This window comes from Acidovorax sp. FHTAMBA (assembly GCF_038958875.1).
In the GTDB taxonomy this organism is placed as follows: domain Bacteria; phylum Pseudomonadota; class Gammaproteobacteria; order Burkholderiales; family Burkholderiaceae_C; genus Acidovorax.
This window is the reverse complement of record NZ_CP152407.1, coordinates 1,917,157-1,931,869: the sequence shown is the minus strand read 5'-3', so window position 1 is coordinate 1,931,869 and position 14,713 is coordinate 1,917,157. Positions and strand designations below refer to the sequence as shown.

10 protein-coding genes are annotated in these 14,713 nt (G+C 63.5%); 8 read left to right on the top strand and 2 right to left on the bottom strand.

The features are described from left to right. Positions 1-148: 148 nt before the first annotated feature. Both hpnC and AAFF19_RS09025 read left to right on the top strand, forming a co-directional pair. Positions 149-1,066, top strand: a complete 918-nt coding sequence (hpnC, locus tag AAFF19_RS09030) for a squalene synthase HpnC (protein WP_342721713.1) — start codon at positions 149-151, stop codon at positions 1,064-1,066. Positions 1,067-1,467: 401 nt separating this feature from the next. Continuing rightward, the gene (locus AAFF19_RS09025; RefSeq protein WP_008906218.1) at positions 1,468-2,877 is read left to right on the top strand and encodes an L-serine ammonia-lyase; all 1,410 of its coding nucleotides are present in this window, start codon (positions 1,468-1,470) and stop codon (positions 2,875-2,877) included. A gap of 244 nt (positions 2,878-3,121) precedes the next feature. On the opposite strand, the gene AAFF19_RS09020 is transcribed toward AAFF19_RS09025, so the two are convergent. Beyond that, a complete protein-coding gene (locus tag AAFF19_RS09020) occupies positions 3,122-5,080 on the bottom strand; it encodes an AAA family ATPase (protein ID WP_342721712.1) in 1,959 nt (652 codons plus the stop codon). A 388-nt stretch (positions 5,081-5,468) separates the two neighbouring features. On the opposite strand from AAFF19_RS09020, the gene AAFF19_RS09015 reads away from it, so the two are divergent. Genes AAFF19_RS09015 through AAFF19_RS09005 form a run of 3 tightly spaced genes read left to right on the top strand, consistent with a single transcriptional unit; the run spans position 5,469 to position 8,729 of the window. After that, positions 5,469-6,719, top strand: a complete 1,251-nt coding sequence (locus AAFF19_RS09015) for a site-specific integrase (RefSeq protein ID WP_235516236.1) — start codon at positions 5,469-5,471, stop codon at positions 6,717-6,719. Next, entirely contained in the window at positions 6,716-7,717 is a 1,002-nt protein-coding gene (locus AAFF19_RS09010; protein ID WP_092699375.1) for a tyrosine-type recombinase/integrase, read from the top strand. The genes AAFF19_RS09015 and AAFF19_RS09010 overlap by 4 nt, the downstream gene beginning before the upstream one ends. Then, a complete protein-coding gene (locus AAFF19_RS09005) occupies positions 7,710-8,729 on the top strand; it encodes a tyrosine-type recombinase/integrase (RefSeq protein WP_008903159.1) in 1,020 nt (339 codons plus the stop codon). The genes AAFF19_RS09010 and AAFF19_RS09005 overlap by 8 nt, the downstream gene beginning before the upstream one ends. Positions 8,730-8,957: 228 nt before the next feature. On the opposite strand, the gene AAFF19_RS09000 is transcribed toward AAFF19_RS09005, so the two are convergent. Beyond that, entirely contained in the window at positions 8,958-10,370 is a 1,413-nt protein-coding gene (locus AAFF19_RS09000; protein ID WP_086928896.1) for a short-chain fatty acyl-CoA regulator family protein, read from the bottom strand. Between the two features lie 120 nt (positions 10,371-10,490). Here AAFF19_RS09000 and AAFF19_RS08995 point away from each other — a divergent pair, with 120 nt between their 5' ends. The 3 genes from AAFF19_RS08995 to acnD are packed head-to-tail and all read left to right on the top strand — an operon-like array spanning position 10,491 to position 14,694. After that, a complete protein-coding gene (locus tag AAFF19_RS08995) occupies positions 10,491-10,886 on the top strand; it encodes a hotdog domain-containing protein (protein WP_086914300.1) in 396 nt (131 codons plus the stop codon). Then, a complete protein-coding gene (prpC, locus tag AAFF19_RS08990; protein WP_086914299.1) occupies positions 10,883-12,046 on the top strand; it encodes a 2-methylcitrate synthase in 1,164 nt (387 codons plus the stop codon). The genes AAFF19_RS08995 and prpC overlap by 4 nt, the downstream gene beginning before the upstream one ends. A 20-nt stretch (positions 12,047-12,066) precedes the next feature. After that, positions 12,067-14,694, top strand: coding sequence for a Fe/S-dependent 2-methylisocitrate dehydratase AcnD (gene acnD / locus AAFF19_RS08985; RefSeq protein ID WP_086914306.1), 2,628 nt, complete (start codon positions 12,067-12,069; stop codon positions 14,692-14,694). Positions 14,695-14,713 lie beyond the last annotated feature (19 nt).

Sequence of the window (14,713 nt, the reverse complement as noted above, 5' to 3'; positions counted from 1 at the left end):
CACGCAAAACGCAGGCACGGGTGCCTGCGCTGCAACGGGGATACCGGCCAGTCGCCTTGTCCCCTGTCCAAGAGTTGTTGTTTTTTACTGACTGACCGGTTAGTAATCTATGAGAAGCCCTGCCCCTTGTCAAGCGACAATCCGGGGTGTGAACGACCGAACCCGCCTTCCTTCAGACGCCGCCCCCACCCCGGCACCCTCCACTGCCCTGCCCGAGCCAGCGCTGGCCCAGGCAGCCCCCGTGACGCATTACGAGAACTTCCCGGTTGCGTCGGTGCTGTGCCCCCCTCACCTGCGCCAACCCATTTCCGCCATCTACGCCTTCGCCCGCACCGCCGACGACATCGCCGACGAAGGCGACGCACTGCCTTCCCAAAGGCTGGCCGACCTTGCGGCCTACCGCCAGGACCTGATGGCCATCGCCCGCGACGAGCCGCCCTCGCCCCGCTGGGCCCAGGTGTTTCTGCCGCTGCAAGCCGTGCTGCGCACCCACCAGCTGCCCGTGCCGCTGCTTGCAGACCTGCTCAGCGCCTTCATGCAAGACGTGGAGAAAACCCGCGATGCCGAGGGCTACGCCGACCGCGCCGAGCTGCTCGACTACTGCGATCGCTCTGCCAACCCCGTGGGCCGCCTGCTGCTGCACCTGTATGGCGTGACGGATGACCAGGCACTGCAAGAAAGCGACGCCATCTGCACGGCGCTGCAGCTCATCAATTTCTGGCAAGACCTCTCGGTGGACATCCCCCGCGGCCGCCACTACCTGCCGCGTGCGGACTGCGCCGCCCATGGCGCCTGCCAGGCCGAGCTGCTCGAACTCAAAAGCACGCGTGAGAACGCACGCCTCATCAGCGATTGCGCCCGCTGGGCGCGCGCCACCATGCAAAGCGGCGCGCCACTGGTGCACCGCCTGCCCGGCCGCGCCGGGTGGGAGCTGCGCCTGGTGGTGCAAGGCGGCCTGCGCATCCTCGACAAGGTGGACACACTCAAAGGCGGCAGCCTGCACACCCGCCCGCGCCTGCATGCATGGGACTGGTGCGTGATGCTGGCGCGTGCGCTGGTGATGTAGCCAGGCGCGAGATCGCCCGGCAACATTCGCAGGCAATGCCACTGTAAGAAAGATTCATGGGCCGCAAGCCTGCCCATGTGCCCCGTGTGTGGCCACAAGATATTTGAATCAAATCAGGCTCCACCGCTTTACAGCATTCAATAGTTTGCTATCTATTTTGATAACACTCAAAACCTGTGGGTGCGCACCCGCGCGCAATGCAGTGCGCGCATCAGGGATTACGCGTGTGCCCTGGGTCGGGCCGCACGGTTAGCCTCGCGCCCACTCTGGCACCAAGAGTGCTGGCAGTACGAAGGATGTTGATGCATGAACAGACCAGCGGTGGCGCCACCCGCGCCACCGCTGATTTCCTGGCCCTGCGCCGTCCAGTCCCCACCGCATCCACCCGGTAGCCCTCCTCCATGTCCGTCAGCGTTTTCGACCTCTTCAAGATCGGTATCGGCCCCTCCAGCTCGCACACCGTGGGCCCCATGATTGCGGCGCGGCAGTTTGCCTGCCACCTGCAGGCCACCGTGGGGCTGGCGGCAGTGCACAGCGTGGTGGTGGAGCTTTTTGGCTCGCTGTCTGCCACGGGCGTGGGCCACGGCACCGACAAGGCCGTGCTGCTGGGCCTGGCCGGCCACGAACCCGACCGCATCGACCCTGACCAGATCGCCCCCGCCATCGCCCACATCCGCAACAGCCGCACGCTGGCTCTGCTGGGCGAGCACACCATCGGGTTTGTTGACAAAGACCACCTGCTGTTTCGCCGCAAAAGCCTGCCGCTGCACCCCAACGGCATGGCCTTCCATGCACTGGATGCGCAGGGCGCCGAGATTGCCCTGCGCGAGTACTACTCCGTGGGCGGCGGCTTTGTGATCGATGCGGCCGGCGAACGCGTGCTCAACACCGCAGCGCACGCCCAGCCCCATGCCGCAGGCCACGGCCAGGGCCTGCCCCACCCGTTTCACACCGGCGCCGAGCTGCTGGCCCAGTGCCGCACCACGGGCCTCACGCCAGCGCAGCTCATGGCCGCCAACGAGCAGCACTGGCGCAGCGCCGCCGAAGTGCAGCGCCAGCTCATGGCCATCTGGAAGACCATGGCCGGCGCCGTGCAACGCGGCTGCGCCGCCACCGGCACCCTGCCCGGCCCCATGCACGTGCGCCGCCGCGCGGCCGAACTGCACAAAAGCCTCAGCAGCCACCCCGAAGCCGCGCTGCGCGACCCCCTGGCCATGCTCGACTGGGTCAACCTGTACGCCATGGCCGTCAACGAAGAAAACGCCGCCGGGGGCCGCGTGGTCACCGCCCCCACCAACGGCGCGGCGGGCGTCATCCCGGCCGTGCTGCACTACTACGTCAACTTCCTGCAGGGCGCGGGCAAGGCCTGTGAAGACGGCATCGCCACGTTTTTGCTCACCGCGGGCGCCATCGGCATCATCTACAAGGAAAACGCCTCGCTCTCGGGCGCCGAGGTGGGCTGCCAGGGCGAGGTGGGCGTGGCCTGCTCCATGGCCGCCGGTGCGCTGGCCGCCGTGATGGGCGGCACACCCGAGCAGATCGAAAACGCCGCCGAGATCGGCATGGAACACAACCTGGGTATGACCTGCGACCCCGTGGGCGGCCTGGTGCAGATCCCCTGCATCGAGCGCAACGCCATGGGCGCCATCAAGGCCATCAACGCCGCCCGCATGGCCCTGCGCGGTGACGGCCAGCACGTGGTCTCGCTCGACAAGGTCATCAAGACCATGATGCAGACCGGCGCGGATATGAAGGTCAAGTACAAGGAGACATCGCGCGGGGGGCTGGCGGTGAATGTGGTGGAGTGTTGAGGTGGCTACCGTTTTGTGAGCTGAGTCGTCCGTATTCCACCAAGAGCACGCGCCCTCTAGGCTTCTCAAGGTCTGGAAAAGGCTGTGAGCCGTCTTTCGCGCACGCCAAGTTTTATATTGCCGGGACTAGTCTCTACCCCACTGCTCGGTGAGTTGGAGACAACGAGCCGCGACTTCCACTGAGTGTTGAGGCCACCCCAAATGCCAGCGCCTTGTTCACCGCAACGAGCGCCGGCGCTGACGATCAAAGGGCAGCGGCTACCCGGTCAAACAACTGCTCAAATCGAAGCAGTTCCTCCTGCTGCAGTGACGCCTCCGTCAATGCGGGAAGAATCGCCTGCATGACTCGGTAGTGGTTGAACCCGCCGTCCTTCAGCAGCGTGATCCCCTTCGATTTCAGCCAATGGTTGATGCGCTCGATGATGCGAGGCTGCGGCCCTAGGTCGTCGGCGGCCAGCACCGTGCCATTCAATTCCTTGATGTAGGCGCTATTGAACGCGGCGACGTATGCGTCGACCGGAAGCAAATCCTCAATGTCCGCTTCGCTTGGGGGGGGGGCAATGAACATGGAGAAGTCCAGCACCCGCTTCCGCTCAATGAGCTTTTGGCGAACCAAGTCCTCCAGCTTTTGATGAGGCGAACCAGCACGGTCGTGGAGGACGATCAACTTGAGCTTGTTGGAGCCCAGTAGCGCCACAAACGTCGCTAGCTTGTCGAGACCGCCCACGGGCACCAAGATCGCGTCGCCAAGGCCTTGCTTGCCTTGGGCTTCCAGCATGGCACCCATGTGTTGTAGTAGCAGCAAGTCTGCAGGGCCTTCAACCAACACGTTCTTCTTGGCGATGAACAGGTTCTGAGCGATGGAGTAGCCGAGGGCTGCTTGCAGAGGGAAAACTGCCTCGTCGGATGAGCCAGCAAGATCGCCGGAAATCTTGGTGCCGTCCTTCGCTCGGTCTTCTACGACCCTTACTTCATCGAGGCGACTACCGTCCACCATGAACGGCGAGTGCGTCGAATAGATGATTTGGTGTCGTTCAGACAAGTCACGGATATAGGCGAGGAAGTCGGCCTGAGCAAGCGCGTGCAAGTTTAAGCCTGGCTCATCAAGGAGTAGGATGAGCTCATCCTCTGTTTCCGTACGCGACTGCACAGCGTCGAACCACACCAAGAAGCTGAAGAACCAGATAAACCCTTTGCTGCGTTGGTCGAACGGAACAGTCACGCCGTGGCGCCTGTTCTTGATGCGCACGTACAAATTGACGCCGCTGTTGTAGGGCGCTGTGTCCTTGGCGTCGGCCTTGAGGTCGAACTCCACGTCCAGGTCCTGGTTCTGCCTCCAGAAATCGAACACTTTGCGAGTAATGTCCAGACCTATGGCTTCCAGCTTGGCCTTCGCGGTTTCATAGCCCTCGTCGCCCATCAGCTCTTCGAGCGTTGTGCCTGCCAGCTGCAGTAGCCCCAGTGCCGTTTCATCGGCGTCGGTCAGGCTCCCAGCGGATTGGCGCTGCTGCAACGACTGCAGGTTGATCTTGCCTTCAAGCAGCTTGTAGTCATCGAAGTAGAGGAACTTCGGAAGCGCTGGGCGAACGTATGCATTCCAGATATGCCCATCGACCAGACCCCACCCTGTGGCCTTCAGCGCACGGGACCGCCACTGCACGGCGAAGGCTGCAAGTCGATTGTCAGCTGGCAGCTCGAGCTGCTCGATCTTCGTTAGAACCTCCTCAAGTCGCTCTGCACCGTCGAAGACCGCTTGCTTGTGTTCAAGGTCTGCGAGTGGCTTCTGAAGCGCTGCGATGGCGGCTTGCTGGTCGACATTGAAGCCTATGGTGCTGTTGTTCGCGATGGTGGTTTCGCGGGAGAAGGTCGTCCCCGCGGGCACGATTTCGGCCCCTCCAAACACCTCACGATTGATCCGGTCAGCCAGCGCCTTCTCGATTCGAAACCTCAGCTGCAGCACCTTTTGATGCTTCCCTGCATCGTGCTGGGGACGGTATCGAACAAGGTCCTTGCGCGGGTAGTCGGCCACGTAGCTGTATTTCGTACCTTCGAGCGCTAGGCCCTTGTGCAGGGCCTCGAGAAAGGCGGTCTTACCAGACTCGTTCTTGCCGACCAGAACAGTCACGGTGTCCGAGATTTCTACTGCGCCAGAGTCCTCGATGGATTTGTACTTCCACACATGCGCTTGGACGAGCTTGAGCATTCGGTTCCTCCCTTTCGTTTGCTATGGTCTGCGATGAGGCGGTTAGACCGTACCAACAGGCGAACGTAACCGATCGTAGCCCAACCACTTCTCCGGTCGGCCCCGCTTGTCAACAGGACTGATGTTTTGCACACTGTTTGATCTGCCTAAACTACTGAGGTTTGATCCATCGGCTCACTCGGAGCGAAAGACGGCTGTCGCTGCAGAGCGGCTCTACGATCTGGCTGCTTCAGGCTGTTATGCACAGCACGCAGTTATGGACAGTTGGCCAGTCTGAACGCGCCAGAGGCTGTGATCGCCCTGGTAGATCGCAAGGAGGCGGTGCCGTTGAACTGGACATAAGTTCGCAGTCGGCGCATGAATGGTGATCTCACAACTGGAGATCACCATGGACTTGATTCTTTCGATGCACCCGATGGCCAGGGCATGGCTGCTCGATGGCCCGCTGTCTTCATACGTCGGGGCGTTCCAGGCATTGCTGGAGCGCGGCCGGTACGCCGAAGGCAGCTCGGAGACTGCCCTTCGTGCCTGGTCGCACTTTGCCCACTGGATGGCGAAGTGCCAGGTATCTGCCGAACAGATCGACGAAGCCCTCGTCGAGCAGTTTCTGGATTCGCATCTGCCGCGCTGCGACTGCCATCCCGCGGCTCTGCGTACACGCAGCGGCTTGAGCGCCAGTCTCGGACACCTGCTCGCCTTGTTGCGGGAACAGCATGTCATCGTGGAACTGCCAGGCCCCAGCGGTCCCATTGCAGAAGAACTGAACCGTTACAACGTCCACATGCGCGACGCCCGCGGCCTGGCGATAGGCACGCGCGAGGATCGGCTGGTACTCGTAGGTCGTCTGCTGCAATGCAAGTTCGCGGGCAAGGCCATCGCCATCGGCGAGTTGCAGCCGGAAGACGTTCGCGGCTTCATCGCAACCGAGCTCACGCGGGTCAGCAGCGGGTCGCATTCCAGCGCGGTCACTGCTGCGCTGCGGGCCTACTTCCGATACCGCGGGACCTGCGGTGACGCAGTGAACAGCCTGCTCGGCGCTATCTCGTCGCCGGTGCGATGGAGCCAAGCATCGTTGCCGCGCGCGCTGACGACCGAGGAGGTCCAGCGCCTCGAAGCGCATTGCGCCGAGGCCAAGCGGGCTCCGCTGCGCCTGCTGGCCATGGTGCGCCTGGCCTTGGATCTCGGACTGCGCGTGGGCGAGATCGCCAAGCTGGAGATCGGCGACTTCGATTGGCGTGCCGGAACGGTGACCTTGAAGCGAACAAAGTCCCAGCGCCAGGATGTCCTACCGCTGCCGGTGCTCACCGGGCAGGCTCTGGCGGAGTACATGAGACACGAGCGGCCCGCAACCACGCTGCCATCGCTGTTCGTCCGTCGGTTGGCGCCACACGACAAGCCCATCGGCGTCGATGCAGTGAGCCAGGCAATCGGGCGTGCCCTGCGAGGTGCCGGCATCTCACGCGGTTGCCATTCGTTGCGTCACACGCTGGCCTGTCGCCTGGTCAACAGCGGCAGTTCGATCAAGGAGGTCGCCGATGTGCTTCGGCATCGATCGCTGGACACCTCGTTGATCTACGCCAAGCTCGACTTGCAACTGCTTGCCGAGGTCGCTCTGCCTTGGCCTGGGAGTGCATCATGAGCGCCGCAGCATCGGCGAACATCGACCTCACCGCCAAGGTGGAGCAATACCTGGCTGAACGCCTGCGCCTCGGGTTCAAGCCGTGCTCCTCTGATCTCGCTGTGCGCAGCTTCACTCGCTTCATGGTCGGAGAGGGACGCGACATCGCGTTGACGGTAGACGTGATGGTCCAGTGGGCGCACCAGGTACAGCCTCGGTATCTCGTGGGCGGCCGGGCCAATGTCGACACGGCAGCGCGCCGACTGGCAACGCTGCGCCCCTTCATGCGCTGGCTCCAGCAGTTCGATCCGACTGTCGAAGTTCCTGACGATTCCAGCTTCGGTCCGATCCCGCGCCGCGTGGCGCCTCACATCTACAGCGAAGCCGAGATCGCGGCATTGATCGTCGCTGCCCGCCGACTCGGCCCCTCGGATGGCCTTCGTGCCACCACCTATGCAACGCTGTTCGGTCTGATCGCATCGGCCGGGCTTCGGGTCTCTGAAGCGATCAACCTGGCCGACTCGGATGCAGATCTGGACGGCGGCATCCTGACCATACAGCAGACCAAGTTTGGCAAGTCCCGCATGGTGCCGCTGCACCCCAGCGTGATCGGTCCGATGGCAGCCTACCGGGCCTTGCGCCGCCAGTACGTGCCTGCGAAGCCGCAGATGACATTCTTCGTGGGCTCGCGTGGCGTGCACCGGGGTGAACCGCTGGGAGATCGGCAGGTGCATCGAGTGTTCTGTCAGCTGCGCGAGCAATTGGGTTGGATCGATCGCGGCGGCCATGGCCGACCGCGGGTGCATGACCTGCGCCATAGCTTCGCCGTGAGACGGATGATCCTGTGGCACCAGCAGGGAGCGAACCTTGACCAACGAATGCTGGCCCTGTCCACGTACATGGGCCACATCAATATCTCCAGCACGTACTGGTACCTGAGCGGCGTGCCGGAGTTGATGGCGTTGGCCGGCGCTCGATTCGAACGCTTCGCCGACGTCGCGGAGAACGACGATGAGTAGTTCTGAACACCGCAAGCCCGCTCCGCCGAGCTTCGCGACGCTGGTCCAGTCCTTCTTCGCCGAGCACCTGACGCAGCAGCGCGCGTTGAGCCCGCAGACCGTTGCGGCCTATCGGGACGCGTTCGTGCTGTTCCTGGACTTCGCCCAGGCGCAACTGCACAAGACGCCCACGACGCTGTCGCTCGCCGACCTGACGCCCGCGCTGATCCTGGACTTCCTCGATCATCTCGAACGCGATCGGCACAACACCGTTCGCAGCCGCAATGCGCGACTGGCCGCGCTGCGCTCGTTCCTGAAGTTCGCGGCCCGGCGAGACGTGACGGCACTTCAGGTCGTCGAGCAGGCGCTCGGCGTGCCGATGAAGCGCTTCGAGCGGCCGATGTTCGAGTTCCTGACACGCGAGGAGATGCTGGCCGTGATCGGCGCGCCAGGAGCGGATTGGATGGGCCAGCGAGACAAGCTGCTGCTGGCCCTGCTGTACAACACCGGTGCCCGCGTGTCGGAGGCAATCGGCGTAAAAGTGGGCGACGTCGTGCTGGCACCCGCCGCCTGCGTGCATCTGCATGGCAAGGGACGCAAGCAGCGGTCGGTGCCGCTCTGGCGATCGACGGTCAAGGTGATCCGCGCCTGGCTGAAGTTCAACCCGGACCTGACTCCCACGTCGGCGCTGCTGCCCAACCGTGGCGGACAGGCGATGACGCGGTCCAACGTGACGCAGCGCCTGGCATTGGCCGTCAAGAAAGCCGCGCTCACGACGCCGAGCCTGGCCGGGAGAACGATCTCTCCACACTGCCTGCGTCACTCGACCGCTATGCACCTTCTGCAGTCGGGCGTGGACATCAGCGTGATCGCTCTGTGGCTCGGACACGAGAGTCCGGCGACAACGCATCAGTACATAGAGGCCGATCTCGCCATGAAGGAAAAGGCACTGGCCAGGCTTCAGGATCCCAATGTGGTCCCACAGCGGTTCCGGGCAGAAGACGATCTGTTGAAGTTCCTCAAGACCTTGTGATTACGTGAAGTTCAAAGACGCGACCGCAGCCCTCTTGCGAGGGCGGCGACGCCGCGCTGCCGGACCAACTGTGCATAACTGCGTGCTGTGCATAACGCTGCTTATGGAGAGCTCTCCATAAAGGCTGGTTGCGGCCTGCCGCGCTAGTCCAAAGATCGGCCGCTTTTAGCCACCAAGCGGTCGCTTTCCAACGCACTACTACGGGCGTCAGTGCTTGCCAGATCAAATTTATCGCGTCATGCCGTATGGCGTTAGGTGACTCTGATTTTCGTCCACGTCCAACGAACGTCCGACGAACGGGAACGCGCGCTGCCGGCATTCGATGCGTTCGCAGACCTTGCAACCCATGCCGATCGAGGTAGCCGCCGTCGGATCTCGCAGATCCAGTCCGCGAGCGTAGACCAGCCGGGAAGCATTGCGAACGTCACACCCCAGACCGATGGAAAAGATGCGCTGTGGCGAGCCGTACGCGCCTTCATTGCTCGTCACGGTTCGTGCAATCCAAAGGTAGCAGCGGCCATCGGGCATGGAGGCCAACTGGGGCAGGATGCGGCCCGGCTGCGCAAAGGCTTCATAGACATTCCAAAGCGGGCAGGTGCCGCCTGTGCGGCTGAAGTGGAAGTGCGTTGCAGACTGCCGTTTGGAGATGTTGCCGGCTCGGTCGACCCGAACGAAAAAGAACGGGACGCCCGGGGCGCCCGGACGCTGCAAGGTGCTGAGCCGGTGGCAGACCGTCTCGAAGCCGACGGCGAACTGTTTTCCCAGCAGATCGATGTCGTAGCGAAGCCGCTCGGCTTCGCCGAGAAACTGTCCGTACGGCAGCAGCACCGCGCCAGCGAAGTAGTTGGCCAGACCAACGCGTGCCAACTTTTTGGAAGGCGCATCGTGCAGCAACGCGTGGCCAGAGACGAGAGAGTCGATCGCGCCTGCCTGCTCAATGAGTGCCAGTTGCGTCGCGAGCTGAAAAACCTGTTGGGCCGGGTCAAGTGCCGCCGACACGCGCAACGTACGGTGCGCGGGGTCGTACTGCCGCTTGCCACCAAATTCGTCGGACAGCTGAATCACGCGCACCTTATGACGCTGAAGCAGGCGCTGCACCAGCCAGTCGGCCAAGAGTGCGCCGCGCACACCGGCTTCAGCGGCCAATGCCTCGGCGTTCCGGTCGATTTCTTCGAAGTGGTTCTGATGCGCAAAGAAGAAGTCGCGCACCGCCTCGAAAGGCATAGCCCGTGCTGAAGTGATGTCCGAACGGTCGTCGCCCATGCGCACCGCGATCGTCTCGAGATGCTCCTGCACCTCGAGGCTGCGCCGATGCAGGGCAATCAGCGCGCGTCCCAACGCGGGCATCTGCGACGCCACCTCCTTGAGTTCTGGAAGCGATACCGGTTCAGTCGCATCGGCCAGGGCTTCACGCATGCCGGCGATCAGACGCGCTTCCTCGTCCTCCGAAAACTCCTGGATGTTGATCCCAAGCGCTCGGTCGATCTTCAACAAGACGGCCACGGTGAGTGGCCGCTGGTTCTGCTCCAACTGGTTCAGGTAGCTGGGGGAAAGCCCGAGCGCATTGGCCATAGCGGTTTGGGACATCCCGCGCTCGGCGCGCAGCTTGCGCAGTCGTACCCCCATGAACGTTTTTTTCATCGTGTTGACAGGCCAAGCTCACTCATCTTCGCAAGATTTGCAATTTTGCTGAATTTGATTCGCAAGTCTTCGCCCTTTCAGTCCTTTTGTGAAGCGCATTTTCTGCGTAAATTGCGAAGCATGACAACACCCACTGGAACAGCCGAGTTGCGCGAACTGGTGCTGCCGGTGCATGCCAATCACCACGACACGCTGTTCGCCGGGCAAGGGCTGCAGTTGATGGCCAAGGCGGCTTTTCTGGCAGCACGAGGACTGGCGCAGCAAGAGGTCGTGATGGCAAGCGTGACCAGCGTGGACTTTCTATCGCCGGTGGCGGTGGGCTACCAGCTCACCCTTCGCGGATGGGTCAGCCGTATCGGCCGCAGCTCGATGACCGTTTGTGTGAGCGGCATCGCCGACAAGCCGGGCATCCCGGCGGAAGAAGTCCTCAAGGGCGTGTTCGAGATGGTGGCAGTCGATGCCACCGGTCGCCCTGCCCCCATCAATCGCTCTTATCTGGACAAGGAAACAGCATGACCACCACGACCGAAACCACTGCACCTGCCTTCAAACCCAAGAAGTCCGTCGCTCTCTCCGGCGTCACCGCCGGCAATACCGCGCTGTGCACCGTGGGCCGCACTGGCAACGACCTGCACTACCGTGGGTACGACATTCTGGACGTCGCCGAGGTCTGCGAGTTCGAGGAAATCGCCCACTTGCTGGTGCACGGCAAGCTGCCGACGCGCGCCGAACTCGCCGCCTACAAGGCCAAGCTGAAGGCCATGCGCGGTGTGCCGGCCAGCGTGAGGCGGGCGCTGGAGCAGATTCCCGCCAACGCCCACCCCATGGACGTGATGCGCACCGGCGTCTCTGCTCTGGGCTGCACCTTGCCCGAGAAGGACGACCACGGCACGCCCGGCGCGCGCGACATTGCCGATCGGTTGATGGCATCACTGGGCTCCATGCTTCTGTATTGGTATCACTGGTCTTCGCTGGGCAAGCGCATCGAGCTGGAGACCGACGATGACTCCATCGGCGCGCATTTCCTGCATCTGCTGCACGGCAAGAAGCCCAGTGCCGAGTGGGAGCGCGCCATGCACACCTCGCTGAACCTCTATGCCGAACACGAATTCAACGCATCGACCTTCGCCGCGCGTGTGATCGCCGGCACCGGCAGCGACATGCACTCGGCGATCGCCGGCGCCATCGGTGCACTGCGCGGCCCCAAGCATGGCGGTGCGAACGAGGTGGCCTTCGAGATCCAGAAACGCTATGACAACCCGGCCGAGGCCGAGGTCGACATCCGCCGCCGCGTCGAGGCGAAGGAGGTCGTGATCGGCTTCGGCCACCCGGTTTATACGGTGAGCGATCCACGCAACGTGGTGATCAAGGGCGTGGCAAAGCGCCTGTCCGACGGTGCGGGCACCACCAAGATGTACGACATCGCCGAGCGGCTGGAATCGGTCATGTGGGAAGTCAAGAAGATGTTCCCGAACCTGGACTGGTTCAGCGCGGTGAGCTATCACATGATGGGCGTGCCGACGGCCATGTTCACACCGCTGTTCGTGATCGCGCGCACCAGCGGTTGGGCCGCGCATGTGATCGAACAGCGCGTGGACAACAAGATCATTCGCCCCAGTGCCAACTACACCGGCCCCGAGGATTTGAAGTTCCTGCCGATCGAAGAACGCCACTGAGCAATCCAATGCACATGCTCATGCCCCACGAAGAATTTCGCAAACCGCTGTCCGGCACCGCACTGGACTACATCGACGCCCGCGCCGCCGTCGACGCGCTGCAGGCCGGTGCCTGGGCGCGACTGCCGTATACCGCACGCGTGCATGCCGAGAACCTGGTCCGGCGCTGCGAGCCGGCCATCCTGAACGACTGCCTGCTGCAACTCATCGAACGCCGGCGTGATCGCGACTTTCCCTGGTTTCCCGTGCGCGTGGTGTGCCACGACATCCTGGGCCAGACGGCGCTGGTGGACCTGGCCGGCCTGCGCGACGCCATCGCGGCCGAAGGCGGCGACCCGGCGCAGGTGAACCCGGTGGTGCCGGTGCAACTCATCGTCGACCATTCTCTGGCCGTGGAGTGCGGCGGGTTCGATCCGCAGGCCTTCGAGAAGAACCGGGCCATCGAAGACCGGCGCAACGAGGACCGCTTTCACTTCATCGAGTGGACGAAACGCGCCTTCGCCAACATGGAGGTGATCCCGGCGGGGAACGGGATCATGCATCAGATCAATCTGGAGAAGATGTCGCCGGTGGTCTACGTGCAGGACGGCCTGGCCTTCCCCGACACCTGCGTGGGCACCGACAGTCATACGCCCCACGTCGATGCGCTGGGGGTGATCGCGGTGGGCGTCGGCGGCCTGGAGGCCGAGAACGTGATGCTGGGCCGCGCCTCGTGGATGCGGCTACCCGACATCATCGGCGTGGAGCTCACTGGCCGGCGCCAGCCGGGCATCACCGCCACCGACATCGTGCTGTCGCTCACCGAGTTCCTGCGCAAGGAAAAAGTGGTCGGTGCGTACCTGGAGTTCTTCGGCGAAGGCGCGCCGGGCCTGACGGTCGGGGACCGTGCCACCATCTCCAACATGTGTCCAGAGTACGGCGCCACCGCCGCGCTCTTCTACATCGACGAGCAGACGCTCACCTACCTGCGGCTCACAGGCCGTGAAGACACGCAGGTCGCGTTGGTCGAGACCTATGCGAAAACGGCCGGCTTCTGGGGCGATGCGCTGAAGACGGCGGTCTACGAGCGCGTGCTGAGCTTCGACCTGTCGAGCGTGGTGCGCAGCATGGCCGGCCCTTCCAATCCGCACCGCCGGCTGCCGACATCGCAACTGGCGGAGCGCAACATCGCGGTGGGCCTGGCCGATGTCCGGCAGCAGGAGGCCGCAGGCCTGATGCCCGATGGCGCTGTGATCATCGCGGCCATCACCTCCTGCACCAACACCTCGAACCCCCGCAACGTGATTGCCGCGGCGCTGCTCGCGCGCAACGCGAACCGACTGGGGCTCAAGCGCAAGCCGTGGGTCAAGTCGTCGCTGGCACCGGGATCCAAGGCGGTGGAGCTGTACCTGCGCGACGCCGACCTGCTGCACGACCTGGAGCAGCTCGGCTTTGGCATCGTAGGCTTCGCGTGCACCACCTGCAACGGGATGTCCGGCGCGCTGGATCCGAAGATCCAGAACGAGATCATCGAGCGCGACCTCTACGCCACGGCGGTGCTCTCTGGCAACCGCAACTTCGACGGCCGCATCCACCCCTATGCGAAGCAGGCCTTCCTGGCCTCGCCGCCGCTGGTGGTGGCCTACGCCATCGCGGGCACCATGCGCTTCGACATCGAGCGCGACGTGCTGGACGTCGTTGACGGCAAGGAAATCCGCTTGCGCGACCTGTGGCCGAGCGACTCGGAGATCGACGCCATCGTCGCGGCGTCGGTGCGGCCCGAGATGTTCCGCAAGGTCTACGAACCCATGTTCGCGATTCATGCCGACAGCGGAGAAAAAGTGAGTCCGCAGTACGACTGGCGGCCGCAGTCGACCTACATTCGCCGCCCGCCTTACTGGGACAGCGAAGGCGTGGGAGCACTGGCGGCCGTGCCGCGCACGCTGCGCGCCATGCGGCCGCTAGCCATCCTGCCCGACAACATCACGACGGACCATCTCTCACCGTCCAACGCCATCCTCATGGACAGCGCCGCCGGCGAGTACCTTCACAAGATGGGCCTGCCGGAAGAGGACTTCAACTCCTACGCCACGCATCGAGGCGATCACCTGACGGCCATGCGCGCCACCTTCGCCAACCCGCAACTCGTCAACGAAATGGCGGTGGTCGACGGCGTGCAGAAGAAGGGTTCCTTCGCGCGCATCGAACCCGAGGGGCAAATCGTGCGCATGTGGGAAGCCATCGAAACCTACTTGAACCGCAGGCAGCCGTTGATCATCGTGGCCGGCGCCGACTACGGCCAGGGCTCGTCTCGCGACTGGGCTGCCAAAGGCGTGCGCCTGGCGGGTGTGGAAACCGTGGTGGCCGAAGGCTTCGAACGCATCCACCGAACCAACCTTCTGGGCATGGGCGTGCTGCCGCTGGAGTTCAAGCCCGGTACCACGCGCCTCACCCTGGTCCTGGACGGCACCGAGACCTTCGACGTCGCCGGCAAACCCGCGCCGGGCGCCGACCTGACGTTGGTCGTTCACCGCCGCAGTGGCGAGACCTTGCAGGTGCCGGTGACCTGCCGCCTGGACACTGCGGAAGAAGTGTCGATCTACGAAGCCGGCGGCGTGCTGCAGCGTTTTGCGCAAGACTTCCTGGCCGCCAACAAGTCGACCGCTTGAAGACAACCACCCTCCTCAT

What these genes read in the sequence shown, in the direction of transcription:
- AAFF19_RS09000 (WP_086928896.1), bottom strand. Translation starts at nt 10,370, where the DNA reads ATGAAAAAAACGTTCATGGGGGTACGACTGCGCAAGCTGCGCGCCGAG.
- prpC (WP_086914299.1), top strand. Translation starts at nt 10,883, where the DNA reads ATGACCACCACGACCGAAACCACTGCACCTGCCTTCAAACCCAAGAAG.
- AAFF19_RS08995 (WP_086914300.1), top strand. Translation starts at nt 10,491, where the DNA reads ATGACAACACCCACTGGAACAGCCGAGTTGCGCGAACTGGTGCTGCCG.
- AAFF19_RS09020 (WP_342721712.1), bottom strand. Translation starts at nt 5,080, where the DNA reads ATGCTCAAGCTCGTCCAAGCGCATGTGTGGAAGTACAAATCCATCGAG.
- AAFF19_RS09025 (WP_008906218.1), top strand. Translation starts at nt 1,468, where the DNA reads ATGTCCGTCAGCGTTTTCGACCTCTTCAAGATCGGTATCGGCCCCTCC.
- AAFF19_RS09010 (WP_092699375.1), top strand. Translation starts at nt 6,716, where the DNA reads ATGAGCGCCGCAGCATCGGCGAACATCGACCTCACCGCCAAGGTGGAG.
- AAFF19_RS09015 (WP_235516236.1), top strand. Translation starts at nt 5,469, where the DNA reads ATGGACTTGATTCTTTCGATGCACCCGATGGCCAGGGCATGGCTGCTC.
- AAFF19_RS09005 (WP_008903159.1), top strand. Translation starts at nt 7,710, where the DNA reads ATGAGTAGTTCTGAACACCGCAAGCCCGCTCCGCCGAGCTTCGCGACG.
- acnD (WP_086914306.1), top strand. Translation starts at nt 12,067, where the DNA reads ATGCCCCACGAAGAATTTCGCAAACCGCTGTCCGGCACCGCACTGGAC.